This window comes from Chelatococcus sp. XZ-Ab1 (assembly GCF_029309855.1).
Lineage (GTDB): Bacteria > Pseudomonadota > Alphaproteobacteria > Rhizobiales > Beijerinckiaceae > Chelatococcus_A > Chelatococcus_A sambhunathii.
Genome location: NZ_JARKII010000002.1, coordinates 74,765 through 99,529, shown reverse-complemented (window position 1 = coordinate 99,529; position 24,765 = coordinate 74,765). Strand labels below are relative to the sequence as shown.

Annotated in this window: 20 protein-coding genes; 14 read left to right on the top strand and 6 right to left on the bottom strand. The window is 67.9% G+C overall.

Translation table 11 applies throughout. The features are described from left to right. Positions 1–50: 50 nt before the first annotated feature. From P2T65_RS03905 to P2T65_RS03890, 4 genes are read left to right on the top strand one after another with little or no spacing between them, the layout of a single operon-like run. Positions 51–965: an ABC transporter permease gene (locus tag P2T65_RS03905; RefSeq protein WP_276199235.1), complete on the top strand. Its 915-nt coding sequence runs from the start codon at positions 51–53 to the stop codon at positions 963–965. Position 966: 1 nt separating this feature from the next. Beyond that, on the top strand, positions 967–1,785 hold the full coding sequence (locus tag P2T65_RS03900) for an ABC transporter permease (RefSeq protein WP_055458893.1): 819 nt from the start codon (positions 967–969) through the stop codon (positions 1,783–1,785). Between the two features lie 27 nt (positions 1,786–1,812). Beyond that, positions 1,813–2,559: an aspartate/glutamate racemase family protein gene (locus P2T65_RS03895; protein ID WP_276199234.1), complete on the top strand. Its 747-nt coding sequence runs from the start codon at positions 1,813–1,815 to the stop codon at positions 2,557–2,559. Then, entirely contained in the window at positions 2,559–3,398 is an 840-nt protein-coding gene (locus P2T65_RS03890) for a GNAT family N-acetyltransferase (protein WP_276199233.1), read from the top strand. The genes P2T65_RS03895 and P2T65_RS03890 overlap by 1 nt, the downstream gene beginning before the upstream one ends. Positions 3,399–3,410: 12 nt before the next feature. Here the strand turns inward: P2T65_RS03890 and P2T65_RS03885 are convergent, their stop codons facing one another. The 3 genes from P2T65_RS03885 to P2T65_RS03875 form a co-directional block, all read right to left on the bottom strand. Then, positions 3,411–4,457, bottom strand: coding sequence for a phosphotransferase family protein (locus tag P2T65_RS03885; protein ID WP_276199232.1), 1,047 nt, complete (start codon positions 4,455–4,457; stop codon positions 3,411–3,413). An 18-nt stretch (positions 4,458–4,475) separates the two neighbouring features. Next, positions 4,476–6,080 carry an AMP-binding protein gene (locus P2T65_RS03880; protein ID WP_276199231.1) on the bottom strand — a complete coding sequence of 535 codons (1,605 nt, stop codon included), beginning with the start codon at positions 6,078–6,080 and terminating at the stop codon, positions 4,476–4,478. A gap of 87 nt (positions 6,081–6,167) precedes the next feature. Then, positions 6,168–7,382: an acyl-CoA dehydrogenase family protein gene (locus P2T65_RS03875; protein WP_276199230.1), complete on the bottom strand. Its 1,215-nt coding sequence runs from the start codon at positions 7,380–7,382 to the stop codon at positions 6,168–6,170. A gap of 470 nt (positions 7,383–7,852) precedes the next feature. Between P2T65_RS03875 and P2T65_RS03870 the strand changes: the two genes are divergently transcribed. The 4 genes from P2T65_RS03870 (at position 7,853) to P2T65_RS03855 (ending at position 14,655) form a co-directional block, all read left to right on the top strand. Beyond that, positions 7,853–9,658, top strand: a complete 1,806-nt coding sequence (locus P2T65_RS03870) for a sensor histidine kinase (RefSeq protein ID WP_169790099.1) — start codon at positions 7,853–7,855, stop codon at positions 9,656–9,658. Beyond that, on the top strand, positions 9,655–11,004 hold the full coding sequence (locus P2T65_RS03865) for a sigma-54 dependent transcriptional regulator (protein ID WP_276199229.1): 1,350 nt from the start codon (positions 9,655–9,657) through the stop codon (positions 11,002–11,004). The genes P2T65_RS03870 and P2T65_RS03865 overlap by 4 nt, the downstream gene beginning before the upstream one ends. A gap of 211 nt (positions 11,005–11,215) precedes the next feature. Further along, a complete protein-coding gene (locus P2T65_RS03860) occupies positions 11,216–12,190 on the top strand; it encodes a TAXI family TRAP transporter solute-binding subunit (protein WP_183317367.1) in 975 nt (324 codons plus the stop codon). Between the two features lie 239 nt (positions 12,191–12,429). Further along, positions 12,430–14,655 carry a TRAP transporter permease gene (locus P2T65_RS03855; RefSeq protein ID WP_276199228.1) on the top strand — a complete coding sequence of 742 codons (2,226 nt, stop codon included), beginning with the start codon at positions 12,430–12,432 and terminating at the stop codon, positions 14,653–14,655. A gap of 208 nt (positions 14,656–14,863) precedes the next feature. Here P2T65_RS03855 and P2T65_RS03850 read toward each other — a convergent pair whose 3' ends face one another. From P2T65_RS03850 to P2T65_RS03840, 3 genes are all read right to left on the bottom strand, one after another. After that, positions 14,864–15,115 carry a glutathione S-transferase C-terminal domain-containing protein gene (locus tag P2T65_RS03850; protein ID WP_276199227.1) on the bottom strand — a complete coding sequence of 84 codons (252 nt, stop codon included), beginning with the start codon at positions 15,113–15,115 and terminating at the stop codon, positions 14,864–14,866. Positions 15,116–15,251: 136 nt separating this feature from the next. Then, a complete protein-coding gene (hmgA, locus tag P2T65_RS03845) occupies positions 15,252–16,610 on the bottom strand; it encodes a homogentisate 1,2-dioxygenase (RefSeq protein WP_071924763.1) in 1,359 nt (452 codons plus the stop codon). A 135-nt stretch (positions 16,611–16,745) separates the two neighbouring features. Further along, positions 16,746–16,913, bottom strand: a complete 168-nt coding sequence (locus P2T65_RS03840) for a hypothetical protein (protein ID WP_210165982.1) — start codon at positions 16,911–16,913, stop codon at positions 16,746–16,748. Positions 16,914–17,099: 186 nt separating this feature from the next. On the opposite strand from P2T65_RS03840, the gene P2T65_RS03835 reads away from it, so the two are divergent. From P2T65_RS03835 to P2T65_RS03810, 6 genes are all read left to right on the top strand, one after another. Continuing rightward, positions 17,100–18,512 carry an FAD-binding oxidoreductase gene (locus P2T65_RS03835; RefSeq protein WP_276199226.1) on the top strand — a complete coding sequence of 471 codons (1,413 nt, stop codon included), beginning with the start codon at positions 17,100–17,102 and terminating at the stop codon, positions 18,510–18,512. Beyond that, positions 18,512–19,033 carry a TRAP transporter small permease gene (locus P2T65_RS03830; RefSeq protein WP_276199225.1) on the top strand — a complete coding sequence of 174 codons (522 nt, stop codon included), beginning with the start codon at positions 18,512–18,514 and terminating at the stop codon, positions 19,031–19,033. Before P2T65_RS03835 ends, P2T65_RS03830 begins: the two co-directional genes overlap by 1 nt. Next, positions 19,030–20,307, top strand: a complete 1,278-nt coding sequence (locus tag P2T65_RS03825; protein ID WP_276199224.1) for a TRAP transporter large permease subunit — start codon at positions 19,030–19,032, stop codon at positions 20,305–20,307. Before P2T65_RS03830 ends, P2T65_RS03825 begins: the two co-directional genes overlap by 4 nt. A 21-nt stretch (positions 20,308–20,328) precedes the next feature. After that, on the top strand, positions 20,329–21,360 hold the full coding sequence (locus P2T65_RS03820; RefSeq protein WP_276199223.1) for a TRAP transporter substrate-binding protein: 1,032 nt from the start codon (positions 20,329–20,331) through the stop codon (positions 21,358–21,360). 107 nt (positions 21,361–21,467) lie between these two features. After that, on the top strand, positions 21,468–22,145 hold the full coding sequence (locus tag P2T65_RS03815; protein ID WP_055458907.1) for a GntR family transcriptional regulator: 678 nt from the start codon (positions 21,468–21,470) through the stop codon (positions 22,143–22,145). 121 nt (positions 22,146–22,266) lie between these two features. Next, positions 22,267–24,756 (top strand): cation:proton antiporter, encoded by a 2,490-nt coding sequence (locus P2T65_RS03810; RefSeq protein ID WP_055458908.1) that lies wholly within the window; start codon positions 22,267–22,269, stop codon positions 24,754–24,756. Positions 24,757–24,765 lie beyond the last annotated feature (9 nt).

Genomic DNA, 24,765 nt, shown 5'->3' with positions numbered 1-24,765 from the left:
CCGCCACGCGGGGCTTCGTCAGAGAAGTGTTTCACCCGAGGAAAGGCCGCATGGCCATCGCCGTCGAACAACCTGCCGCTTCCCCGGCCCGCCCGGCCGGCGCGCGCCTTGTCTCGGTGCTCGGTCGCCTCGCCGCCTATCTGCAGGCGGCGCCGCTCGCGCTCATCCTCGGCGTCTTCCTGCTCGCGCCGATCCTCATGATCGTGGCGGTCAGCTTCTGGGACTACGACTTCGCGCGGCTCTATCCGGACTTCATCCTCACCAACTATGCCGAGACGCTCGGCTCATGGGTGACGTGGCGCACCTATCTCAACACGCTGAAATATGCCGCCATCGTCTGGGCGCTGACGCTCTTCATCGGCTTCTGGGTCGCCTATTTCATTGCCTTCCACGTCCGCACCGCGACCATGCAGACGGTGCTGTTCCTCGTCTGCACGGTGCCTTTCCTGACCTCCAACATCATCCGCATGATCTCCTGGATCCCGGTGCTGGGGCGGAACGGGCTCGTCAACGCCACGCTCATCGAGATGGGGCTCGTCTCGACGCCGGTCGAATGGCTGCTCTATTCCGATTTCGCCGTCGTGCTCGCCATGGTGCATCTCTACACGCTGTTCATGGTGACGCCGATCTTCAACACGCTGATGCGCATCGACCGCGCGCTCATCGAAGCGGCGCGCGACGCGGGGGCGAACGGCTGGCAAGTGCTGTGGAACGTCGTCCTGCCGCTCGTCAAGCCGGGGATGGCGATCGGCACCATCTTCGTTGTTACGCTGGTGATGGCCGATTTCATCACCGTGCAGGTCATGTCCGGAGGCCAGAGCGCGTCGGTCGCGCTGATGATGCGCAACCAGATGTCGCTGCTGCAATATCCGGCGGCGGCCGCCAATGCGGTCGTGCTCCTTGTCCTTGTCCTCCTGATGGTGGCGGGCATCCTGCGCATCGTCGACATCCGCAAGGAGCTCTGACATGGCCGGCGAAAGACGCTCCGTCACCTTCTGGATCCTCGCGGTCTTCTTCGGCCTGTTCCTCGTCTTCCTCTACGGGCCGCTGTCGGCCATCCTGATCCTGTCGTTCCAGGGGCCGAGCGGCGGCCTCACCTTCCCGCTCAACGGCGTCTCGCTGCACTGGTTCCGCAATCTCACGGAGCAGCAGGCGGTGGGCGACTTCGGCGGCTCTTTCCGCCGTTCCTTCACGCTCGGCCTCATGGTGATGGTGGTGACCGTCGTCGTTTCGCTGCTCGCCGGCCTCGCCTTCCGGCGCCGTTTCGTCGGGGCGACGCCGCTGTTCTACCTCGCTGTCGCCAGCCTCGTGGTGCCGTCGATCATCATCTCGCTCGGCATCGGCGTGATGTTCCAGCAGGTCGGCATCCGCCCGTCCTGGTACGGCTCGGCCTTCGGCGCGCACCTCACCTGGACGCTGCCCTTCGGCGTACTCATCATGTTCGCCGTCTTCAACCGCTTCTCGCCGGCCTACGAGGAGGCGGCGCGCGATCTCGGCGCCTCGCCGTGGCAGACCTTCCGCCACGTCCTCCTACCGATGATCGCGCCGATGCTGGTCGGCGTCGGCCTCTTCGGCTTCACGCTGTCCTATGACGAATTCGCCCGCTCGCTGATGACGGCCGGCACCTACAACACCCTGCCGCTGGAGATTTACGGCATGACGACCAATGTCACCACGCCGGTGCTCTACGCGCTCGGCACGGTGACGACGCTCTTCTCCTTCCTCGTCATCTCGCTCACGCTCGGCATCATCGTCTGGCTCGGCCGGCGCAGGGCGCGGGGCTGACCGAAGGCCCGCGCACGGAACGTCCCCATGCATATCCTCGTCGTCAATCCCAACACCACCGCCTCGATGACCAGGACGATCGCGGCAGCCGCGCGCGCGGCCGCCGGTCCGTCGACCGTCATCGAGGCCGTGACCTCCGCAATGGGCCCCGCCTCCATCGAGGGCTATTACGACGAGGCGCTGGCGGTGCCGGGCCTCCTCGCCGAGATCGCGCGGGGCGAGCGCGCGGGCGCCGCGGCGGCGGTCATCGCCTGTTTCGACGACACAGGGCTCGACGCGGCCCGCGCCATGGCGGCCATCCCGGTGATCGGCATCTGCGAGGCCGCACTGAGCCTCGCCTCTTTCCTCGCCCGACGCTTCAGCGTGGTGACGATGTCGGAGCGTTCGCTCGTGCCGATCACCGAGCTCGTCCGCCGCTACGGCATGGAGCCGCGCGCCCGCGTGCGGGCGCTCGGCGTTCCCGTGCTCGATCTTGAAGACCGGTCATCCGATGCCGTTGCCGCGCTGCGCGGCGAGATTACCCGCGCCCTCAAGGAGGACCATGCCGAAGCGATCGTGCTCGGCTGCGCCGGCATGGCGGACCTTGCCGCCGCGCTGCAAGGCGAGTTCGGCATTCCCGTCGTCGATGGCGTGGGGGCGGCGGTCAAGCAGGCCGAGGCGCTCGTGACGCTCGGCTTGTCCACCGGCAAGCGCGGGGCCTATGCTCGGCCTGCCCCGAAGCCCTACACCGGCCTCCTCGCCGGCTTCGGGATCGAGGACAAGGCCGTCGCCTGATGCCGCAAGCGCCGACGATACGCCCGCTGACGCTCGCTGAGATCGAGACGCTGGTCGACTGGGCGGCGGGCGAAGGCTGGAATCCCGGCCTCGCCGATGCTGCCGCCTTCCATGCCGCGGATTCGGGCGGCTTCCTCGGCGCCTTCATGGATGGCGAGATGGTCGCCGGCATCTCGGCCGTCGCCTACGGGGAGACGTTCGGCTTCATCGGGCTCTACATCTGCCGGCCGGATCGGCGCGGCAGGGGCCACGGGAAGGCCGTGTGGGATGCCGGCATGGCGCGGCTCGCGGGCCGTACCATCGGTCTCGACGGCGTGCCCGCACAGCAGGCCAACTACCGCAGCATGGGCTTCGTCCCGGCCTATCGCACCATCCGCTACAGCGGTCGCTTCGCGCCGGCGGCCGCCTCGTCCGGCGCGGTCCGGCCGGTGACGTCCGATTTCGTCGAGGCCGTCGCCGCCTTCGATGGCGGCTTCTTCCCGGCACCGCGCCGGGCTTTCCTGAAGCAATGGCTGCGCCCGCCGCATGTCGCCCTCGTGGCGATGGGGCAGGACGGCATCGCCGGCTACGGCGTCGCCCGGCCCTGTCGCGAGGGTTTCAAGATCGGCCCGCTCTTCGCACGGGACGGCGGAACCGCCGAGGTCCTGCTCTCGGCCCTCGCCGGCGTCTGCGGCGGCCCCGTCCATATCGACGTGCCGGAGACGGCCGGGAGCTTCCCGGCCTTCCTCGCCGCGGCGGGGCTGTCGCCGGGCTTCGAGACCGCGCGCATGTACCGCGGCGCCGCACCGGCGATCGACCTTGGCGGCATCTTCGGCATCACGACGCTGGAGCTGGGCTGAACATCCGCGCCCTCACCAGTCCGTCGTCTCGATGACCTCGAGCGCTCGCCCGGCGAAGCGGCCCGCGAGGGGCCCGAGCCTTGCCGCATCGGCCGATGCGGCATTGCCTGCCCGTGCCCGGTCGGCGATGCCGACGAAGATGACCGCGAAGCGGAAGAGCGCGAAGGCGACATGGAACCGCGCGAGCGGAGCGGTCGGCACTGCATGGGCCTGATAATGGGCGACGAACTCGCGCCGGGAGGGGATGCCGAGCCCGGCATGGTCGAGGCCGAGAATGCCGCCGTATTCGTCCGGCGCCGTGTGCCACGGCATGCAGCAGAAGCCGAGATCGGCAAGGGGATGGCCGAGGGTCGACAGCTCCCAGTCGAGAATGCCCATGACGAGCGGTTCCTCAGGGTGGAAGAGCAGGTTGCCGAGGCGGAAATCCCCGTGCGCGATCGCGACCATCCCGTCATCCGCAGGCAGGTTCTCCCTGAGCCAGGCTTCGACGCGGGCGAGGGCAGGAACGGGATCGCCCGGTGAGGCGGCGAGCTGTTTCGACCAGCGCGCGATCTGCCGCTCGAAATAGCTGCCGGGCCGGCCGAAGTCGGCAAGGCCGACATCCTGCGGGCGGATGGCGTGCAGCTTCGCCAGCGCCTCGACCATGCCGAGATAGATGCCGCGCCTTTCTGCGGGTGCGAGTTCCGGCAGCGCGCAATCGTGGAAGACGCGGCCTTCGAGCCGCTCCATCAGGTAGAAGGGCGTGCCGAGGAGGTCCGCATCGGCATGGTAGAGGATCGGGCGCGGCACCGGCACGTCGGTCGCGATGAGCGCCTCAAGCACCCGGTATTCCCGGTCGATCGCATGCGCCCCGCGCAGAATCTCTCCGTTCGGCTGCTTGCGCAGGACCATGCGGCGGTCGCCGAAATCGACGAAATAGGTCGGGTTCGACTGCCCGCCGCCGATCCTGCTCATGCGGAAGGGATCGGCGCTTCCGCCGAAGCGCTGCGCAAGGAAGCGCTGGAGGGCGGCGGGATCGAAATCGATATCGGGCGTGCGGGCCGGACCCGTCGTGGTCATTGCCGAGACCTCCCGGTGTCAGGCGGCGCCGACCGCCGCCGCGGCGCGGAGCCGGAACTTCTGGATCTTGCCCGTCGCCGTCTTCGGGACTTCGCCGAAGACGAAGCGCTTCGGCACCTTGAAGCCTGCGAGCCGCTCCCGGCAGAAGGCCGTGAGCTCTTCGGCCGTCGCCGTGCCTGTACCCTTGAGCTCGATGAAGGCGCAGGGCACCTCGCCCCACTTGGGATCGGGGGCCGCCACCACGGCGGCGATAAGGACGGCGGGGTGCTGGTGCAGCACGTTCTCGACCTCGAGGCTCGAGATATTCTCGCCGCCCGAGATGATGACGTCCTTGGCGCGGTCCCTGATCTCGATGCGGCCGTCGCCGTGTACGACTGCGAGGTCGCCCGTGTGGAAGACGTCGCCCGCAAAGGCGCTCGCGGTCGCCGCCTCGTCGCGGTAATAGCCGGCCATCAGCGTGTTGCCGGCGAGCACGATCTCGCCCGTCGTCGTGCCGTCGCGGGCGACATCCCCTCCCCCACCGTCCACGACGCGCACCCTGCTGCCGGTGACGTGCCGAAAACCCTGCCGCGCCAGGAGCTGCGCCTTCTCCTCCACAGCGAGGTCCGCCGCCTCGTCGAGCTCGCACAAGGTGGCGGGCCCGTAGGATTCCGTCAGTCCGTAGAGATGGATCAGGTCGAAGCCGAGCGCCTCCATCTGCGCGATGAGCGCGCTCGTCGGCGCCGCGCCGCCCGTTGCGACCCGCACCATGCGGGAGACGTCCTTCTTCTCCCGGTCCGGATGGTTCAGCAGCATGTAGAGCACCACCGGCGCGCAGCTGAGATGCGTGACGCCGTGCTGCTCGATGGCCGCGAAGATGAGGGCCGGATCGACGCGATCGAGGCAGACGTGGAGGCCACCCGCCGCCGTCACGGCCCAGGTGTGGCACCAGCCGTTGCAGTGGAACATCGGCAGGGTCCAGAGATAGACGCTGCGCCGGTCGAGCCCGAGCGCCAGCACGTTGCCGAGCGCATTGAGATAGGCGCCGCGGTGGTGATAGACGACGCCCTTCGGCCGTCCTGTCGTGCCCGAGGTGTAGTTGAGGCAGATCGGCTGCCACTCGTCCCTCACGAAGTGCCGGTAATCGATATCGCTGGACCCATTGCCACCGCCGAAGAGGTCGAGGGCATCGGGACCCATATGCTCTCCATCGGTGCCGAGGACGACGACAGGCGTGTGCGCCGCTGTTGCCGCTGCCTGCGCGATGCCGAGACAGGAGGGGTCTGTGACCAGGAGGCGCGACTGCGCATGGTCGAGGATGTAGCTGACCGTGTCCGGCTCCAGCCGCGTGTTGATGGTGTTAAGCACCGCGCCGATCATCGGCACGGCGTAGTGCGCGGTGAGCATCTCCGGCCGGTTCGGGGCGATGATGGAGACCACGTCGCCCGGTTCGATGCCGCGGCCAAGGAGGAAGGCCGCGAAGCGCGCGACCATCCGCCCGAAGGCGCGATAGGTCAGCGTCCGCTCCCGCCAGACCACGGCCGGGCGCTCGGGATGGGCCTCGACCGTGCGGTCGAGCAGGTCGAGCGGCGTCAGGGGAACGTGGTTGGCCGGCCGTGGCGCGAGATGGGCATCAAGACGCATGAATTGCTGTCCTCCCTCCGTTCGTTTTCCTGGCCGAGGCCTTCTTGGATGGGCCCCTCGCTGCCTGATCATCCCGGGCGGTCACCCTCACATCGGCGGGGCTGCGACGTCCCAGCGCCAGAAACCTGTCCCCTCCTCGTTGAGGAACCGGTTCAGGACCATCTTGTGGACTTCGTCGGCACCGTCGACCAGCCGCGCCTGCCGGGCGTAGCGATAGATCCACTCCAGCATCGTATCTTTGGAATAGCCGCGTGCACCGTTGATCTGGATGGCGACGTCGGCGGCCTCGTGGAGAAGGTTCGCCACGTGGATCTTGGCCATCGAGACTTCCTTGCGGGCGAAGCCGCCGCGGTCGAGCTCCCATGCTGCGCGCATGACGAGGAGCCGGCCGATCTCGATGCGCATGGCGAGCCCGCCGAGCATGAGCTGGATGCTCTCCCGGTCCGCCAGCCGTTGGCCGAAGCCCTGGCGCTCGCCGGCATAGGCCCGCGCGATCTCGACCGAGCGCTTGGCGAGGCCGAGCCAGCGCATGCAATGGGTGAGGCGCGCGGGGCCGAGCCGCACCTGCGTCACCTTCATGCCCCGCCCCTCGCCGAGGAGAATGTCACTCGCCGGAATCTCGAGGCCGTCGAACACGAGCTCGCAATGCCCGCCGTGCTCCTCCGGCCCCATGATGGGAATGCGGCGCTCGATGCGCCATCCCGGCTGGTCCTTGTGGAAGAGGAAGGCGGTGAGGCCGTGACGGGGATCGTCGGACGTGCGCGCGACGAGAATGAAATGGCTCGCCTCCCCGGCCCCGGTGATGAACCATTTGCGGCCGGTGACGACATAGGTGTCGCCGCGTTTTTCGGCGCGCGTGAGCATCATCGACGGGTCGGAGCCGCCGCCCGGATGGGGCTCGGTCATGGCGAAGGCGGAGCGGACCTTGCCCGCGGCGACCGGGGCGAGCCACCGCTCCTGCTGCTGCGGCGTTCCCACCGCCTCCAGCAGCATCATGTTGCCGTCGTCCGGCGCCGCCGCGTTGAAGACGACGGGGCCGAAGATGGAGCGGTTCATCTCCTCGTAGCAGACCGCCATGCCGACCTTGCCGAGCCCGGCGCCCCCCGTCTCCTCCTTGAGCTGCAGGCACCAGAGCCCGGCCGCCCTCGCCTTTTCGCGCAAGGGCCCGAGCAGATCGAGCGTGATGTTGCCATGCTCGTCGAAGGACCGGGAGTCGGCCTCCAGCGGCAGGATCTCGCGCGCCACGAAATCGGCGATGCGCGCGCGGTAGTCCTCGATCCTCGGGGAGATTTCGAAGTTCATGCCAGCCCCACGACGCTGAAACCAGATCGCTGCCGCCGGCTTCCGGGCAGAGCAGCGGGCTCCACCACGGTATTGGAGGCCTGTGCCGGGGCCAATCGGGATTTTGCGAAGGTGGAGCGGGCGATCGTGCAGCGCCCGCTTGCGCTCAGCCGCGCTTGCGGACGAATTCGGTGCGCAGGACGAGGCCCTTGAGTCGTGGTGGCGGCAGTCGATCGCCTCGATATTGTCTTGACGTCCTTGATGAGGGCCACCGAGTCACCATCAGTCAGGACGTTGCCGGGCGCCATTTACGGGTCGTCTCGTCTGATCTGTGGACCTGAGCTTGCGCACTTACTCAGCCTGGCGGTGGCCATCGCCGTCTGGCCTGTGGTAGATGTGGGGGACAGGAAGGAGCGCGGAGCTGCGCTCGAAAAAGGGCTGCGACAGGCGGCGACTTGCGGAAAATCTGGCTCACATGGGCCCGCCTCGGGGTGCTCGTCGTTCTTGCATGTGCCGCTGCCATCTGGGGCGGCACGGCGGCGACGCGCATCTACCTCGCCGAGACGGCTGCGCGCGGGCAGACGACGCTGCGCCTTGCCGTCGCTGCCCTCCATGGCCACATGCGCCGCTACGAGCCGCTGCCTTCGCTCATCGCCGATCATGACGACATCCGCGAGCTGGCGCGGCGGCCGGAGAATCCGGGCCTCAGGGCCACGGCCAACCGTTATCTCAAGGAAATCAACGGCCTGCTCGAATCGTCCGATATCTACGTCATGGCCCCCGATGGCGTCACCATAGCGGCCAGCAACTACGACGAGCCGCTGAGCTTCGTCGGCGAGAACTTCAGCTACCGGCCCTATTTCCAGGATGCCATGAAAGGCGAGCGCGGTCGCTTCTTCGCGCTCGGTACCACTTCGCTGAAGCGCGGCTACTATTATTCGGCGCCCATCCGCGACGGCGAGGCGATCCGCGGCGTCGTCGTCTTCAAGGTCGATGTCGACGTCATCGAATTGTCCTGGCGCGGCAGCGACCATGTCATCATCGTCACCGATCCGGAGGGCATTGTCTTCCTTACCGGCCGCGACGAGTGGCGCTATGCCGGGCTCGAGCCGCTGACACCGGAACGGTTGGCGCGCACCCACGCCTCGCGCCGCTATGCCGATGCCCGGTTGTATCCGCTGCCCATCGAGAGCCATGGCAGCGAGGCCGGACACGCCTTGATGACGATCGGCGAGGCCAATGGCGAGCCGCGCGAATATCTCGTCCTGAGCGAGCCGATGCCGGAGGCCGGCTGGACGGTGAAAGTGCTGCTCGACACAGCTTCGGCCAGAGCCCAGGCTTTCACCGCGCTCGTCGCCATCTTCCTGTGCCTTGCGCTTGCCGGCATGGTCGCCGCGGTCGTCCTGCAGCGGCGGGCGCGCATGGCCGAGCGCATGGCACTGCAGCAGGAGGCCCGCGAGACGCTGGAGCGGCGGGTCGCCGAGCGCACGCGCGACCTCGCCGCGGTGAACAGCCGGCTCGAGACGGAGGTGGCCGAGCGCCGCGCCACGGAGCAGCGTCTGCGCCAGACGCAGGACGACCTCATCCAGGCCGGCAAGCTCGCCGCTCTCGGCCAGATGTCTGCGGCGCTGTCACACGAGTTCAACCAGCCGCTCGCGGCGCTGCGCACCTATGCCGACAACGCGGCCGTGCTCATCGACCATGACCGCATCGCGGATGCGCGCGAGAATATCAGGCGCATCGCCGCTCTTACGGACCGGCTGGCCTCCATCAGCCGCCACCTGCGCAACTTCGCCCGCAAGCCCAACCAGAAGCTGGGCCCCGTCGACGTGCGCGACGTGGTGCGCGACACGCTCGAGATCGTCGCCTGGCGGCTCAGGGCTGCTCAGGCCGAACTCGTGACCGACATTGGCGAAGGCCCGCTCATGGTGCGCGGCGGCGCTGTGCGCCTGCAGCAGGTGCTCGTCAATCTCATTACCAATGCCGCCGATGCCGTGGAGGGGCGGCCCGAGCGCACGATCACCCTGCGGGCGTCGCGACAGGGCGGCCAAGTGCTCATCAGCGTGAGCGACCCGGGCCCCGGCGTGCCGGACGCCATCGCCGGACGGATCTTCGATCCCTTCTTCACGACCAAGGGTGTCGGCAAGGGCCTCGGCCTCGGCCTGTCGATCTCCTACAACATCATCCAGGATTTCGGCGGCAATCTGCTCGTCGCCAATGCGCCGGAGGGCGGCGCTGTCTTCACCATCCAACTCGCGGCGCTGGACCTCGGCGCGCCCCGGGAGGCGGCCGAATGAGCGGGGCGCAGATCCTGCTTGCCGACGACGAAGACGACCTGCGCATCGCTTCGGTGCAGGGGCTGGAACTCGCCGGCTTTGCCGTGCGCGGCTTCGCCAGCGCCGAGGAGGTGTTGAGTCGCGTCGGCTACGACTTCGACGGCCTCGTGATGACGGACATCCGCATGCCCGGCATGGACGGCATGTCGCTGATGAACCGCATCCACGAGATCGACCCGGACATTCCCGTCGTCCTGCTCACCGGCCATGCGGATGTGCAACTCGCTGTCCGCGCCATGCGCGAGGGCGCCTACGATTTCGTCGAGAAGCCCTTTACCGTGCAGAACCTCGGCGACATCGCCCGGCGCGCGCTCGACCGGCGCGCCCTCGTTCTCGAGAACCGCCGCCTTCGGGCGCTGGCGGGTAAACGGGACGACATCGAGACGCGCTTGCCCGGCCGCAGCGCGCTGATGGTCGATCTTCGCTACCGGTTGCGGGCCATCGCCGCGACCGACGCCGACGTGCTGATCGTCGGCGACACGGGGACGGGCAAGGAGGTCGCCGCCCGCGCCCTGCACGACATCAGCGCCCGCGCGGGACGGCCGGTCGTCGCCATCAACTGCGCCGCGATGCCGGCGGCGCTGATGGAGAGCGAGCTTTTCGGCCACGAGGCGGGCGCCTTCCCCGGCGCCTTGCGGCCGCGCTACGGCAAGTTCGAGCACGCGCGCGGCGGCACCATCCTGCTCGACGAGATCGGCTCCATGCCGCTGGAGCTGCAGGCCAAGCTGCTGCGCGTCATCCAGGAGCGGGTCATCACCCGCCTCGGCTCCAACGAGCCGGTGCCGCTCGACGTGCGCTTCATCGCCCTCAGCAAGTCCGACCTCGACAAGGAAGTGGCGGCGGGGCGCTTCCGCGCCGACCTCTATTACTGCCTCAACGTCGTCAGCCTGCGCATGCCCGCCCTCGCCGCCCGGCCGGAGGACATACCGCTGCTGTTCCTGCAGCTCGTGGCCGAGGCCCGGGCGCGCTACAGGCGCGACGACATCGAGGTGCCGGCCCATGTCATCGCCGCCGTCAGCCAGCGGGCCTGGCCCGGAAACGTGCGCGAATTGCGCAACGCGGCCGACCGCTTCGTCCTCGGTCTCGGCGTCGCCGACGAGGAGGGCGCCGATGATGACCCGGGCGAACCGGCGAGCCTCGCCAGCCGGGTGGCGGATTACGAGAAGCGCCTCATCGCCTCGGCGCTCGCGGCGAGCGGCGGCGCGCTCAAGCCCGTCTACGAGGGCTTCGGCATCTCGCGCAAGACGCTCTACGAGAAGATGCAGAAATACGGCCTCACCCGCCAGGCCGCCGTCGGCCAGGATTGACCGGGCAGTCGGGGGCGCTCGGGTGGAATTCCACCCACGAGTGCCGGCGAAATGTTACGATTTCCACCCATTGCCGTTGCCTTGACGCAAAAAGATGCATTTGCCGCCCATGAATGATTGTCTCGCAGGCACGGCTGCGTGTTGATGCGATCGGAGCCGAAGTGTGGATGGGAACCCGCACCGGCAACCCGCATTCGCAAGGGAGGAAACGATGCGCAAGATCACGCTTGCGGCGCTCGGCGCCGCCGCGCTTTTCCTGGCCGCTCCGGCCGTCGCGCAGGACAAGACCGGCTGGCCGCAGAGCCTGACCATCGGCACCGCCAGCCAGGGCGGCACCTACTTCATCTACGGCAACGGCCTCGCGAACTTCATCAGCGAGAAGCTGGGCGTCAACGCCTCGGCCGAGGTGACCGGCGGCCCGGTGCAGAACGCCACGCTCGTGCAGACCGGCGACCACCAGATCGGCCTCGTCACCATGGGCCCGGCCTATGAGGCCTGGACCGGCAAGAGCGAGCTCGCCCCGGGCGTCGAGCACACGGACCTGCGCGCCCTCTTCCCCATGTACCAGACGCCGTTCCAGGTCGTGGCCCTGAAGTCGTCGGGCATCAAGGACGTCAAGGATCTCGCCGGCAAGCGCGTGGCCGTGGGCCCCGCCGGCGGTACCGCCGCCACCTATTGGCCGCGCTTCTTCGAGGTCCTCGAGGTCAAGCCGGTCGTCAGCTATGCCGGCGCCAACGACGCCACCAGCCAGGTCAAGGACGGGCTGATCGACGCCTTCGCCTTCGCGGCCGGCGTGCCGATCTCGGCCTTCGCCCAGATCGCCGCCGAGAACCCGGTCAACATCTTCTCCTTCACCAAGGAGCAGCAGAAGGCCGTCCTCGACAAGATGCCGGAGCTCGCCGAGTTCCAGATCCCCGGCGGCCTCTACCAGGGCTTCCCCGATCCGCAGGACACGGTGAGCCTGTGGAACTTCGCCGTGGCCCACAAGGACATGCCCGAGAGCCTGGCCTATGAGATCGTGAAGCTCGTGATGGAGAACAACGATCGCATGAAGCAGATCCACTCGACGGCGTCCGAGACCGTGCCCGGCCACGTCGACCGCAACAGCTTCCTGCCCTACCACCCGGGCGCCGTGCGCTACTTCGAGGAAAAGGGCATCCAGATCCCGGACAACCTCAAGGGCTGAGCCCTGGCGGCGCGGGGCGGCACGCTCCTCCCCGCGCCACGTCCGGCCGCGCACCGGCTGACCGCAGACCCGTATCGCAGGCGGGCCGACGCCCTCCGTCGGCCGCCCCGGCGCTGCACGCCGCGCACCAAGGCGAAACGTGATGCACCGCCTGCAATGGCAGGCCGGTTCGGCTACCATATGCCGGCCGCCCGGCGGCTGGACGATGATCCAACGCATGTTCGAGGCGAGGGCTTGCGATGACCAGCACCCCCCAGACGCCCCTTTCCGCAACGACGTCCCCGGCTGATCTTCCTCGGGAAGGTGTCGAGGGGGCCGTGCTGGCGCATGGCGTCGACGACGAGCCGCTTGCCGGCAACCAGCGCGATTTCACCGGCGGTGTCGGCGCCGGCCTGATGGTCGCGCTCTGCATCCTCTACACCGCCTTCCATATCGGGGTGATGAACTTCTACCCGCTGGAGACCTGGACCTATCGCCTCATCCACGTCGCGGGCGGCCTCGTCCTCGGCTTCCTCCTGTTCTCGGCGGCCGGCATCTCGGCTGCGCCGACGGAAGCCGGCCGGCCGTTGCGTGTCGTGCCGCTCGAGTGGCCGCTCCTCATCGTCGGGGCAGGCGGCATCGGCTATGCCGCCGCCATGATCGCCTTCGCCTGGGGCGGCTGGTGGCTGACCGGCGCGGCGCGCCCGCCGGCCTTCGTCTTCGAGACCTACGGCGTGCCCCTCACCGCCGGCATGGTGGCGGCGCTTGCCGGCGCCTGGCTCTTTCCAGAGCGGGCGCGGGGGCGCGTGCACTGGGCCGATGTGCTGCTCGCCGTGGCGGCCGTCACGGTGCTCGGCTACATCCTGTTCAATGTCGGGGCGCTGCGACTGCGCGCCGGCACGGCCCTTGCCCAGACGGCGGACTTCTATGCCGCGCTCGTCGGCGTCATCCTCATCCTGGAGGCTACACGGCGCCTTGCCGGCCTCGCTCTCGTCGTCATCGCCGCCATCTTCATCCTCTATTCCTTCGCGGGGCCCTATCTGCCGGGCTTTCTCGCGCATCGTGGCTACACGCCCACGCGCTTCTTCACCTACATCTACACGGACCAGGGCATCCTCGGCGATACGACGGCCGTCTCCTCGACCTACATCATCCTGTTCATCACCTTTGCGGCCTTCCTGCAGGCCTCGAAGGTCGGCGACTATTTCGTCAACTTCGCCTTCGCCGCCGCCGGCCACGCCCGTGGCGGCCCGGCCAAGGTCGCCGTCTTCGCCTCCGGCCTCATGGGCATGATCAACGGCACGTCGGCCGGCAACGTCGTCGCCACCGGCTCACTCACCATCCCGCTCATGAAACGGGTCGGCTATCCGGCGCGGTCGTCGGGCGCCATCGAGGCGGCCGCGTCCTCGGGCGGGCAGATCATGCCGCCCATCATGGGCGCCGGCGCCTTCATCATGGCCGAGGTCACCGGCATTCCCTATACCGAGATCGTCGTCGCGGCGATCATCCCCTCCGTGCTCTACTTCGCCTCGGTCTACTTCATGGTCGACCTGCAGGCGTTGAAGCTCGGCATGAAGGGCCTGCCGCGCGAGGAGTTGCCGGTCTTCGCCAAGCTGGTGAGGCAGGTCTACCTGTTCATCCCGGTCATCATCCTCATCTACGCGCTGTTCTCGGGTTATTCGGTCATTCGCGCCGGCACCCTCGCCATGGTGGCGGCGGCCGTGGTCAGCTGGCTGACGCCTTACCGCATGGGGGTCGCGGCCGTGCTGCGCGCCTTCGAGCTGGCAGCGAAGATGTCGATCCAGCTCGTGGCGGTCTGTGCCTGTGCCGGCATAATCGTCGGCGTCATCGCCCTTACCGGCGTCGGTGCCCGCTTCTCTGCCCTGCTCTTGGCGCTCGCGGCGCAGAACCAGCTGCTCGCCCTGTTCTTCGCCATGTGCATCGCCATCGTGCTCGGCATGGGCATGCCGACGACGGCCGCCTATGCCGTGGCGGCGGCGGTGGTGGCGCCGGGTCTCATCAGCCTGGGCATTCCGGTCCTGACGGCGCATTTCTTCGTCTTCTATTTCGCCGTCATGTCAGCCATCACGCCGCCGGTCGCGCTCGCCGCCTATGCGGGTGCGGCACTGTCGGGCGCGGACCCCATGCGCACCTCGGTGGAGAGTTTCAAGATCGGCCTGGCCGCCTTCGTGGTGCCGTTCATGTTCTTCTACTCGCAGGCGCTGCTCATGCAGGGCGAGTGGCTCGAGATCGCGCATGTCTTCGTCACGGCGTCCGTCGGAATCTTTCTGCTGGCTGCCGCCGTGCAGGGCTGGTTCTTCGGGCTGCTGAATCCACTCGTGCGGGTCGTCCTGCTCATCGGCGCACTCGCCATGATCAAGGGCGGCCTTATCTCGGACCTCGTCGGCCTCGCGATCGGGGCCGGCGTTCTCCTCTACCAGAAGAAAGTGGTGAGCCCGCGCGACCTCGCGCACGGGCTCGACTGAGGCCGCTCGCCCCGGCCGCCTTGCTCGTGCGTCCGGCGGTCCAGGCCGTCGCCTGCACCGCCGGACGCGCGACGAGGCCGCGATATCTGTCCCGGAGTGGTTCTTGCCGGGCGACGTCCGGCAGGCCGCGGAAGACGGTCCAGTCGAGCGCGATGGCGAGCGCGAGATGGCCCTCGGCAAGCGCGGAATAGAGCAACGCTGGCGGCCGCTATTCCGCATCGGGCTGGACCGACGGATGCGCGCTGCCGAAGACCTCGTGTCGGCCTGCGAGTTCCTCGACACGCAGGATGCGCGGGCAGGCATCGAGCGGTACCTCGAATCGCCGGGCGGCGTAGAGCTGGGGAATGAGGCAGACGTCGGCTAGCGACGGCTCGGACCCGAAGCAGAAGCCGTCGTCCCCGATGGGAGCCTCGACCGCCGCGTGCCCCTTGCCCATCCATGTCGCGATCGAGTTACTCACCTGCATTTCCGAACAGTCCAGCGTGGGCGGGATTGTGGCACGGCACGCGCCGAAGCTATTGCCGACCGGGAGGCCACCGGCCGCGGTCTCCCGGCTTTTCAACAAGGGGCTCGCCGAGCCCCCGTCATGGCGCCGCTCATGGCCTCTGTGGATCGAAATGGATCTTCAGCTTGCGTCCGTAGGCCCGGTAGTCCTTCTGCAGCGCCTCGGTCCCGGCGGCGAAGGCGCTCACCTTCTGCGGGAAGCGCGTCTCGAACATGAAGGCGAGCGTGCCCTCGAGCCTGTGCGGCTTCAGCTCGACGTTGCTCGCCCTCTCGAAGGCGTCCACGTCGGGCCCGTGCGGCAGCATCGTGTTGTGCAGCGAGATGCCGCCGGGCACGAAGCCGCCGCCGGTCTTGGCGTCATAGACGCCGTAGACGAGCCCCATGAACTCGCTCATCACGTTCATGTGGTACCAGGGCGGGCGGAAGGTGTTCTCGGCGACGAGCCAGCGATCCGGGAAGATGACGAAGTCGACATTGGCCGTACCCGGCGTCTCCGATGGAGAGGTCAGCACGGTGAAGATCGACGGGTCGGCATGATCGTAGAGGACTGGTCCCACCGGCGAATAGCGGCGCAGGTCATATTTGTAGGGCGCGTAATTGCCGTGCCAGGCCACGACATCGAGCGGCGAGCGGTCGATGTCCGCCGCCCAGAGGGAGCCGCCCCATTTTACATACATCGTCGAGGCCGCCTCGCGGTCCTCATAGGCGGCGACCGGCGTCAGGAAGTCGCGTGGATTGGCGAGGCAGTTGGCGCCGATCGGTCCACGCTCGGGCAGGGTGAAGGCCCCGCCGTAGTTCTCGCACAGATAGCCGCGCGCCGGCCCGCCCCGCAACTCGACGCGGATCTTCACGCCGCGCGGGATGACGGCGATCTCGCCCGGTCCGATGTCGATGATGCCGAACTCGGTCCACAGGCGCAGGTTGCCTTGCTGCGGCACGAACAGCATCTCGCCATCGGCGTTGTAGAAATACTCGTCCGCCATCGAGCGGGTGACGAGATAGACATGCGCGCCCATGCCGGCCTGCGCACCGGCATCGCCCGCCGTTGTGATGGTGTGGATTCCTTCGACAAAGGACATCTCTTTATCCGGGATCGGAAGCGGATCCCAACGCATCGGCGCGATCGGCACCTCGGCCTCTACCGCCGGCGCCGTGCGCCACAGCCCGATGTCCACTTGCCGAAACTCGCCCCAATGGGCCACCGTCGGGCGGATGCGGTAGAGCCAGGATCGCTCGTTCGTCGTGCGTGGCGCCGTGAAGGGAGAGCCGCTGAGCTGCTCGGCATAGAGGCCATAGGCGCATTTCTGCGGCGAGTTGCGGCCGAGCGGCAGCGCCCCGGGCAGCGCCTCGGTCTCGAAGCCGTTGCCGAAGCCCGACATGTAGCCCCGCTGGATGGCACTCTCGGGCCGCTCCGCACGGCCGGCCTCAGGGGATGAATGCTGGTCATTCATGAGCGGAACCTCCTGTCTGGTCACGTCCGCGGCCGTCGTCTCCGGCGGCCGCAGGGCGGACGCTGATGGGGCCGATTCTGAGCCCGACCGCCCCTCGCCGGAAGGCCGGTCGCGAGATCGTGCCCCACCCGCTCGTCAGTGCGGCCGAGACGCCTGCATCGAAGGGCGCTCGGCGAAGGTCGCATACCATCTGGCAAGCGTGGGATGCGGGCGATGCCAGTCCTTGTCGGCGAAGCGGAAGTCGTAGAGCGCGGAGCCGTCGAGGAGAGCCGTCGGCACCTTGCCGGAGAGGTTGCGCGCCACGATCTGGCCTCACGCTTCGCCGGCCCGGCCACGGAGGCAGCAGCGCGATCGCGTTGGCGACGCCCTTCTCGTGAGCGCTGACGAGCACCTCGCGTACATAGAGAGAGGCCGGCAAGTCCGCCATTGACGGCCTCGTCGTGCCATATATTCTAGTACCTTACATATAAGATATCGTCGGGGAGGATCATGAACGTCATCACCACGCCTGCGCTGCGGCTGCAGGTTCTCGATGATTTGCGCCGGCAGCTCGGCCCCGGTGCCGTTCTCGTCGGCGACGACGTCCCCGCGCGCAATTGCAACGACTGGAGCCCGCAGGCGCCGCGCCGGCCGCTCGCGGTGGTACGACCGCTCGACGCTGCCGGCGTCGCCCTGACCCTGAAGGTCTGCCGTTCCGTCGGTTTTCCCGTCGTTCCGCAAGGCGGCCTTACTGGCCTGTGCGGCGGCGCCACGCCGGAGGAGGGCTGGGTTGCCTTGTCGCTGGAGCGGATGAGCGGCATCGAGGAGGTCGACGCCGCGAGCGCCACCATGACGGTGAAGGCCGGCACGCCGCTGGAGCGTGTGCAGGATGCGGCCGACGCCGCCGGCTTCCTCTTCCCGCTCGACCTCGGCTCGCGCGGCTCCTGCGCCATCGGCGGCAATCTCTCCACCAATGCCGGCGGCAATCGCGTCATTCGCTACGGCATGATGCGCGAGCTGGTGCTCGGCCTCGAGGTGGTGCTGCCCGACGGCACCATCATCACCAATCTCAACAAGCTCCTGAAGAACAACGCCGGCTACGACCTGAAGCACCTCTTCATCGGCTCGGAAGGCACGCTCGGCATCGTCACCCGCGTCGTGCTGCGCCTGTTTCCGAAGCCGCAGTGCACGATGGCGGCCCTGTGCAAGCTCGCCGACTACGACCGGGTGGTCGCCCTGCTCGCCGCCGCCCGCCGCGGCCTCGGGCCGCTGCTGTCGGCTTTCGAGGTGATGTGGCCGGACTATTGGCAGGTGGTGACGGAGCGCGCCGGCGTGCGCAGCCCGGTTGCGCCCGGCGACGGACTCTACGTCCTCGTCGAGGCGCAGGGCACCGACGAGGCCATCGACCGGCCCCGTTTCGAGAGCTGGCTCGAGGGCCTCATGGAGCAGGAACTGCTCGTCGATGCGGCCGTGGCGCAATCGCTGGCCGACATCGATGCCTTCTGGGCCCTGCGCGACGCCTGCGCCGAATTCCCGGCCGTGCTCGGGCCGCACGTCTCCTACGACATCGGCCTCGCCGTCGGGCGGATGGACGACTTCGCGCGCCGCTGCAAGGCCGCGCTCGAGGCGGCGATTCCCGGCTGCGACAGCGCCTATTACGGCCATATCGGCGACGGCAACCTGCATCTCGTCACCTGGGTGCCGGGCCTTGCCGCCGCCGCCCAGCCGAAACCGGCCATGGACGCGATCATCTACGGGCTCGTGAAGGAACTCGGCGGCAGCATCTCGGCCGAGCACGGCATCGGCACCCTGAAGAAGCAATGGCTCGGCCATGCCCGCAGCGAGGCGGAGATCGCGCTGATGCGCACGCTGAAGGCGGCGCTCGACCCCTCCGGCCTGCTCAATCCCGGCAAGGTGGTGTGATGATCGAGCGCGCCTTCAAGCTGGTCGACGCCCTGCTCGCCGCCCTGCTGCTCGGCATGGTGGTGATGGTCTTCGGCAATGTCGTACTGCGCTACGTCTTCAACTCCGGCATCGTCGTCTCCGAGGAGCTCTCCCGCTTCTTCTTCGTCTGGCTGACCTTCATCGGCGCCGTCGTCGCCATGCGCGACGGCTCGCACCTCGGCATGGAGACGGTCCTCCTGATGCTGCCGCGCCGCGGCCGCATCGTCTGCCTCGCGCTCAGCCAGGCCCTCATCCTCGCCTGCTGCGTCATGCTGTTCTGGGGCGCATGGCAGCAGCACGAGGTCAACGCGACGACGGGGGCGCCCGTCACCGGGCTCTCCATGATCTGGATCTTCGGCATCGCCTATGTCACGGCGGTCGGCATCGGCGCCCATGCGGTGCACAAGCTCTGGCGCATCGCCACCGGCCGCATCCGCGACGACGAACTGATCGAGGTGCACGAGAGCGAAGAGACCGTGCCCCGCGAGGTGCGGCCATGACCGTCGCCGTCTTCACCATCTCGCTCCTCGGCGCCATGGCGCTCGGCATGCCGATCGCCTTCGCGCTCCTCGTCTGCGCCGTCGCGCTGATGGTGATGCAGGGCCAGATCGACGCCACCATCCTGTCCCAGAAGCTCATCGAGGGCGCCGACAGCTTCCCCCTGCTCGCCATCCCCTTCTTCATGCTGGCCGGCGAACTGATGAACGCCGGCGGCATCTCCAAGCGCATCGTCGCCTTCGCCCTCACCTGGGTCGGCCATGTCCGCGGCGGGCTCGGGCTCGTCGCGATCTTCGCCGCGGTGGTCATGGCGGCGATCTCGGGCAGCGCCGCGGCCGATGCCGCGGCCATCGGCACATTGCTCATCCCCATGATGCGCCAGGCCGGCTACAACGTGCCGCGCTCGGCCGGGCTCATCGCCGCCGGCGGCGTCATCGCGCCGGTCATCCCGCCGTCGATCGGCCTCATCGTCTTCGGCGTCATCGCCAATGTCTCCATTGGCAAGCTCTTCCTCGCCGGCATCTTCCCCGGCCTGATGATGGGCACCGCGCTCGTGCTCACCTGGCTGTGGGTGGCGCGCAAGGACAAGGTCACAATCCTGCCGAAGCAGGGCTGGGGCCTGCGCCTCAAGGCGGGCATCGACGGCATCTGGGCGCTCGTCATGCCGCTCGGCATCATCGGCGGGCTCAAGTTCGGCATCTTCACGCCGACCGAGGCCGGCGTCGCCGCCTGCGTCTATGCCTTCGTCGTCGGCGCCTTCGTCTACCGCGAACTGCCGCTGCGCCAGCTCTATCCGCTTCTCGTGTCGGCGGCACGCAGCACGGCGGTGGTCGTCTTCCTGATCGCGGCGGCACTCGTCTCCGCCTGGCTGATCACGCTCTCCGACGTGCCGGGCCAGGTTTCGGCGATGCTCGAGCCCTTCATGGGCAACAAGATCCTCCTGATGTTCGTCATCATGGCGATCGTCGTCATCGTCGGCACCGCGCTCGATTTCGCGCCGACGCTGATGATCCTGACGCCGGTGCTGATGCCGGTGATCAAGCAGGCCGGCATCGATCCGGTCTATTTCGGCGTGCTGTTCATCATGAACAACGCCATCGGCTTCATCACGCCGCCGGTCGGCATCGTGCTCAACGTCATCTGCGGCGTCGCCAAGATCCCCATGAGCGACCTGATGAAGGGCCTGTGGCCCTTCCTGTGGGCGGAGATCGCCGTCCTGTTCCTGCTCGTCCTGTTCCCGGACCTCGTGCTCATCCCGCTGAAATGGCTCTCATAACAACCGGAGGAGGAAACGAAGATGAAGACCAGGTTCTGCTACAAGCTCGCCGGCGCCGGCCTCGCCGCCGGCCTCGCCGCCGCCGTGCTGTTCACCGGGGCAGCGGCGCAGGCCGAGTTCAAGGAGCGCACCTTCCGCGTCTCCAACGGCGTCAGCAAGGAGCATCCCATGGGCAACGGCCTTGCCGCCATGGGCGCCTGCACGCTGGAGAAGACCGGCGGCAAGATGAAGATCCAGGCCTATTGGGACGGCGCGCTCGGCAACGACCTCACCGCCACCCAGAGCGTGCGCACCGGCTCGCTCGAGATGGTGCTGACCTCGACCGCGCCGCTCACCTCCATCGTCCCCGAGCTCGGCGTCTTCGACCTGCCCTTCCTGTTCAATAACGAGCAGGAGGCCGACCATGTGCTCGACGGCAAGGCGGGCGAGTGGTTCGCCGCCAAGCTGCCCGCTGCCGGCGTCATCAACCTCGCCTGGTGGGAGAACGGCTTCCGCCACACCACCAATTCGCGCCGCCCGATCACCAAGGCCGAGGATTTCGAGGGCGTGAAGATGCGCGTGATGCAGAACAACATCTTCATCGACACGTTCAAGGAGCTCGGCAGCAATGCCGTGCCGCTCGCTTTCTCGGAAGTCTATTCGGCCCTTGAGACGAAGACCGTCGACGGGCAGGAGAACCCCTTCAACAACATCGAGAACATGAAGTTCTACGAGGTGCAGAAATACCTCACCCTGACCAAGCACGCCTACAGCCCGACGCTCGTGCTCTTCTCGAAGAAGATCTGGGACACGCTGTCACCCGAGGAGCAGGCGGTGCTGAAGGACTGCGCGGCCGTGGGCCAGAAGGAGCAGCGCAAGGTCAACCGCGAGAAATCCGAGATCAGCCTCGCCAACCTCAAGGCACAGGGCATGGAGGTGAACGAGATCACGCCGGAGGAGATGGCGCGCATCCGCGAGAAGGCGCAGGTCATCTACGAGCGCCACGGCAAGGCCATTGGCGACGAGGCGCTGACCCTCGTCTTCGAGGAGCTCAAGCGCGTCCGTGGCAACTGACCGGCAGGTGGCCGGCATGGGCGTCGGCGGCCCGTGCCGGTCTGGCGTCATTGACGGCCGGAGCAATTCCGGAATGAATGTCCGTCTCCGGAATCAGACAGCCCCTGATGAAATCGTTCAGGCTCGATCCTCCCAAGTCGCTCTCCGCCAAGGTCATGCTGCGCCTGCGCCAAGCCATCATCGAGGGGGAACTGGCGCTCGGCGCCATCATCGCCGAGGAGACGCTGGCGCAATCCTTCGGCGTCAGCCGTACGCCGGTGCGCGAGGCCTTGAACCAGCTTCAGCTGCAGGGCCTCGTCACCATCCGCCCCCAGGTCGGCAGCTTCGTCTTCCGGCCGAGCCCGGAGGACATCGCGGAGCTGTGCGAGTTCCGCTCCGTCATCGAGCCGCGCGCCGCCGAACTCGCCTTCCGCCACGACAGGGACGGCACGATTGCGGCCATGGCCGCCGCCATCGCCGACATGGAAAAGGCCCTCGAGAAGCGGGACAATGTCGCCTATGGTCGCGCCGACACCGCGCTGCACGAGGCGCTGTTCACCCATTGCGGAAATTCCTACATCGAGGAATCCTATCGCCTCGCGGCGGGCAAGATCGCGGCGCTGCGCACGAATCTCAGCTCGCCCATCGACGTCCAGAACCCGACATCCTACGAGGAGCACCGCAGCTTCCTGCGGTTCTTCGAGGCGGGGGATTTCGCGGCCTTCGAGCGCCTGATGGTGGCCCATGTCACCGCCTCCGGCCGCACCTATGTCAAGGTGCTCGAGGAGCGCGCCGGGCGGCCGTGATGCGGCGCGCGATGCCGGTCTTCCTCGCGTAATGCACTTTCTGCGGCGCGGGCCCTCGACCGCGTCGCTCCGTCTGCTTAGAAAGGCCTGATGCAGCAAGCAATATGGGGCTGGAACGATCTTGGCATTACCGGTCATCCTGGCGGTCATCGGCGTCCTGCTCCTCATCATCAGCCTTGTCCAGCCCCTGGCGGGGGCGCTCAGGATGCCGTTCAGCGTCGTGCTCGCTGCCATCGGCATGCTCATCGCGGCGGCAGCCTCCTTCCTGCTGCATACGGAGCTGACCGACGCCTTCAACGAGCCGGCCCGGGCCATCCTCGATTTTCCCATCGGCTCGACAGTCTTCCTCTACGTCTTCCTGCCGACTCTCATCTTCCAGACGGCCCTGACGCTCGACGTGCGCCAGATGATGCCCGACTGGGTGCCGATTTTCGTCCTCGCCGTCCTTGCCGTCGTCGTGGCAACCGCGGTCATCGGCCTCGCCCTCCTGCCGCTTGCCGGCCAGCCGCTGCTCGTCTGCCTCCTTCTCGGCGCCATCGTGGCGACGACGGATCCCGTCGCCGTCGTCGGCATCTTCCGCGACATCGGTGCACCGGCGCGTCTCGGGCGACTTGTCGAGGGCGAGAGCCTGCTCAACGACGCCGCCGCGATCACGCTGTTCGCGGCGTTCCTCGCCATCCTCGTCGCGGGCGAGACGCCGGGTTTCGCTGATGCGGCCCTCTCCTTCCTGTGGACGCTGTGTGGCGGCGCGCTTGTCGGGCATCTGGCCGCGCGTGCGGCGGCCTGGCTCATCGGCAGGCTGCCCGAGCAGCGCTCCGCCGCCGTCTCGATCAGCTTCGCCCTCGCCTATCTCGTCTTCATCGCCTGCGAGCAGTTGCTCGGCGTGTCCGGCGTCATCGCCGTCGTCGTCGCGGGCATGACACTGAGCCTCCTCGGCCCATCGCGCGCCTCGCCGGACGGATGGAGCTACCTCACCGGCATCTGGGATCAGATTGCATTCTGGGCGAGCTCGCTCGTCTTCGTGCTCGCCGCCATCCTGGTGCCACGCCTGCTCGCCAGCCTGTCGCTGTTTGATCTCTTCCTGATTCTCGTCGTCGCAGCCGCGGCGCTCGCCGCCCGTGCCGTCATCCTCTTCGCCCTGCTGCCGCTCTTGAGCCTGCTCAAGCTCTCGCCGCCGGTCAGCATCCCCTACCGGGTCGTCATTCTCTGGGGCGGTCTGCGCGGCGCCGTCACGCTGGCGCTGGCGCTCGCCGTGACGGAGAACGACATCGTCCCCGACGACATCCAGCGCTTCGTCGCCATCCTTGCCACCGGCTTCGTGCTTTTCACCCTGCTCATCCAGGGAACCACCATGCGCTGGGTCATCTCCTCGCTCGGCCTCAATCTCCTGTCGCCTCGTGATGCTGCCATGCGCGGCCAGGTGCTCGCCGTCGCGCTTGAGAACGTGCGCGAGGCCGTTGCCCGGGCGGCCGAGGCCTACAAGGTCGCCTCCGGCACAGCGCTTGCGGAGGCCCGCCGCTACGCCGAGCGGATCGACGAGGCGGCGAGCGCCGGCCAGGGACGGGAGCTGACGGACAAGGAGCGCCTGTCCCTCGGGCTGCTGACGCTCGCCGGACGCGAGCGTGACATCATCATCGAGCGCATGAGGGCGCGAACCGTTTCCGCCGCGCTGCTGCCCTCGCTGCTTGCCCAAGCCGAGACGCTGCTCGACCGCGCCCGTACGGGTGGCTGGTCGGACTACCAGCGTGCCGCCAAGCAGACGCTTGCCTTCGACTGGAAGTTCGGCTTCGCCCAGTTTCTCCATCGCCGCCTCCATGCCAGCGGACCGCTTGAGCGGTTGCTGGCGCGGCGCTTCGAGATGCTCTTCGTGACACGAACGGTGCTTGAGGAACTGAGCTCCTTCATTGACAGCAAGATCGTGCCCATCCTCGGGCTGCGCGTTGGCGAAGTGCTGCACGAGATTGTCGAGCGGCGGCAGGAGGCCGTCGCCGCCGGCCTCGATGCTCTCCGGCTGCAATATCCGCTCTATGCGGAATCGCTGGAGCGCCGGTTGCTGCGCAAGATCGCGCTGAGGCAGGAGGAGCTCGAATACATGGTCCTCTTCGAGGACGGTCTCATCGGCCCGGAGCTCTACGACAACCTGCGCCGCTCCGTCGATGCCGACCGCAAGGAGGCGGACCGCCAGCGGCGGCTCGACCTTGCCCTCAACGCGCGCGAACTTGTCGGCGAACTGCCGATGTTCGCTGATCTGACTGGCGAACAGCTGACGGAAGTGACGAAGCTGTTGCAACCTCTGTTTGTCATCCCGGGAGAGCAGGTCATCCGCCGGGGGACGCCGGGCGATGCCGTCTATTTCATCGCCTCCGGCGCTCTCGAGGTAAGCCTGCCGGGCCGCAAGGTCCGCCTCGGGCGCGGCGATGTCGTGGGAGAGATGGCTCTGCTCCATGGCCGGCCGCGCCAGTCGGACGTGCACGCCATCAGCTATTGCTTCCTCCTGCGACTCGATGTGCGGGCCTTCCAGGGATTCCTCGCCCAGCACCCCGGCATCAGGCGCAACATCGAGCAGGTGGCGGCCGAACGCGCGGCCGCGAACGCGGAAGCGGTCGCGTAGGTTCGGGGT

Excerpts from the sequence above, each read along its gene's own strand:
- P2T65_RS03830 (WP_276199225.1), top strand. The coding sequence starts at position 18,512 with ATGATCGAGCGCGCCTTCAAGCTGGTCGACGCCCTGCTCGCCGCCCTG.
- P2T65_RS03895 (WP_276199234.1), top strand. The coding sequence starts at position 1,813 with ATGCATATCCTCGTCGTCAATCCCAACACCACCGCCTCGATGACCAGG.
- P2T65_RS03900 (WP_055458893.1), top strand. The coding sequence starts at position 967 with ATGGCCGGCGAAAGACGCTCCGTCACCTTCTGGATCCTCGCGGTCTTC.
- P2T65_RS03860 (WP_183317367.1), top strand. The coding sequence starts at position 11,216 with ATGCGCAAGATCACGCTTGCGGCGCTCGGCGCCGCCGCGCTTTTCCTG.
- P2T65_RS03815 (WP_055458907.1), top strand. The coding sequence starts at position 21,468 with ATGAAATCGTTCAGGCTCGATCCTCCCAAGTCGCTCTCCGCCAAGGTC.
- P2T65_RS03885 (WP_276199232.1), bottom strand. The coding sequence starts at position 4,457 with ATGACCACGACGGGTCCGGCCCGCACGCCCGATATCGATTTCGATCCC.
- P2T65_RS03865 (WP_276199229.1), top strand. The coding sequence starts at position 9,655 with ATGAGCGGGGCGCAGATCCTGCTTGCCGACGACGAAGACGACCTGCGC.
- P2T65_RS03880 (WP_276199231.1), bottom strand. The coding sequence starts at position 6,080 with ATGCGTCTTGATGCCCATCTCGCGCCACGGCCGGCCAACCACGTTCCC.
- P2T65_RS03820 (WP_276199223.1), top strand. The coding sequence starts at position 20,329 with ATGAAGACCAGGTTCTGCTACAAGCTCGCCGGCGCCGGCCTCGCCGCC.
- P2T65_RS03825 (WP_276199224.1), top strand. The coding sequence starts at position 19,030 with ATGACCGTCGCCGTCTTCACCATCTCGCTCCTCGGCGCCATGGCGCTC.
- P2T65_RS03835 (WP_276199226.1), top strand. The coding sequence starts at position 17,100 with ATGAACGTCATCACCACGCCTGCGCTGCGGCTGCAGGTTCTCGATGAT.
- hmgA (WP_071924763.1), bottom strand. The coding sequence starts at position 16,610 with ATGAATGACCAGCATTCATCCCCTGAGGCCGGCCGTGCGGAGCGGCCC.
- P2T65_RS03905 (WP_276199235.1), top strand. The coding sequence starts at position 51 with ATGGCCATCGCCGTCGAACAACCTGCCGCTTCCCCGGCCCGCCCGGCC.
- P2T65_RS03855 (WP_276199228.1), top strand. The coding sequence starts at position 12,430 with ATGACCAGCACCCCCCAGACGCCCCTTTCCGCAACGACGTCCCCGGCT.
- P2T65_RS03890 (WP_276199233.1), top strand. The coding sequence starts at position 2,559 with ATGCCGCAAGCGCCGACGATACGCCCGCTGACGCTCGCTGAGATCGAG.
- P2T65_RS03875 (WP_276199230.1), bottom strand. The coding sequence starts at position 7,382 with ATGAACTTCGAAATCTCCCCGAGGATCGAGGACTACCGCGCGCGCATC.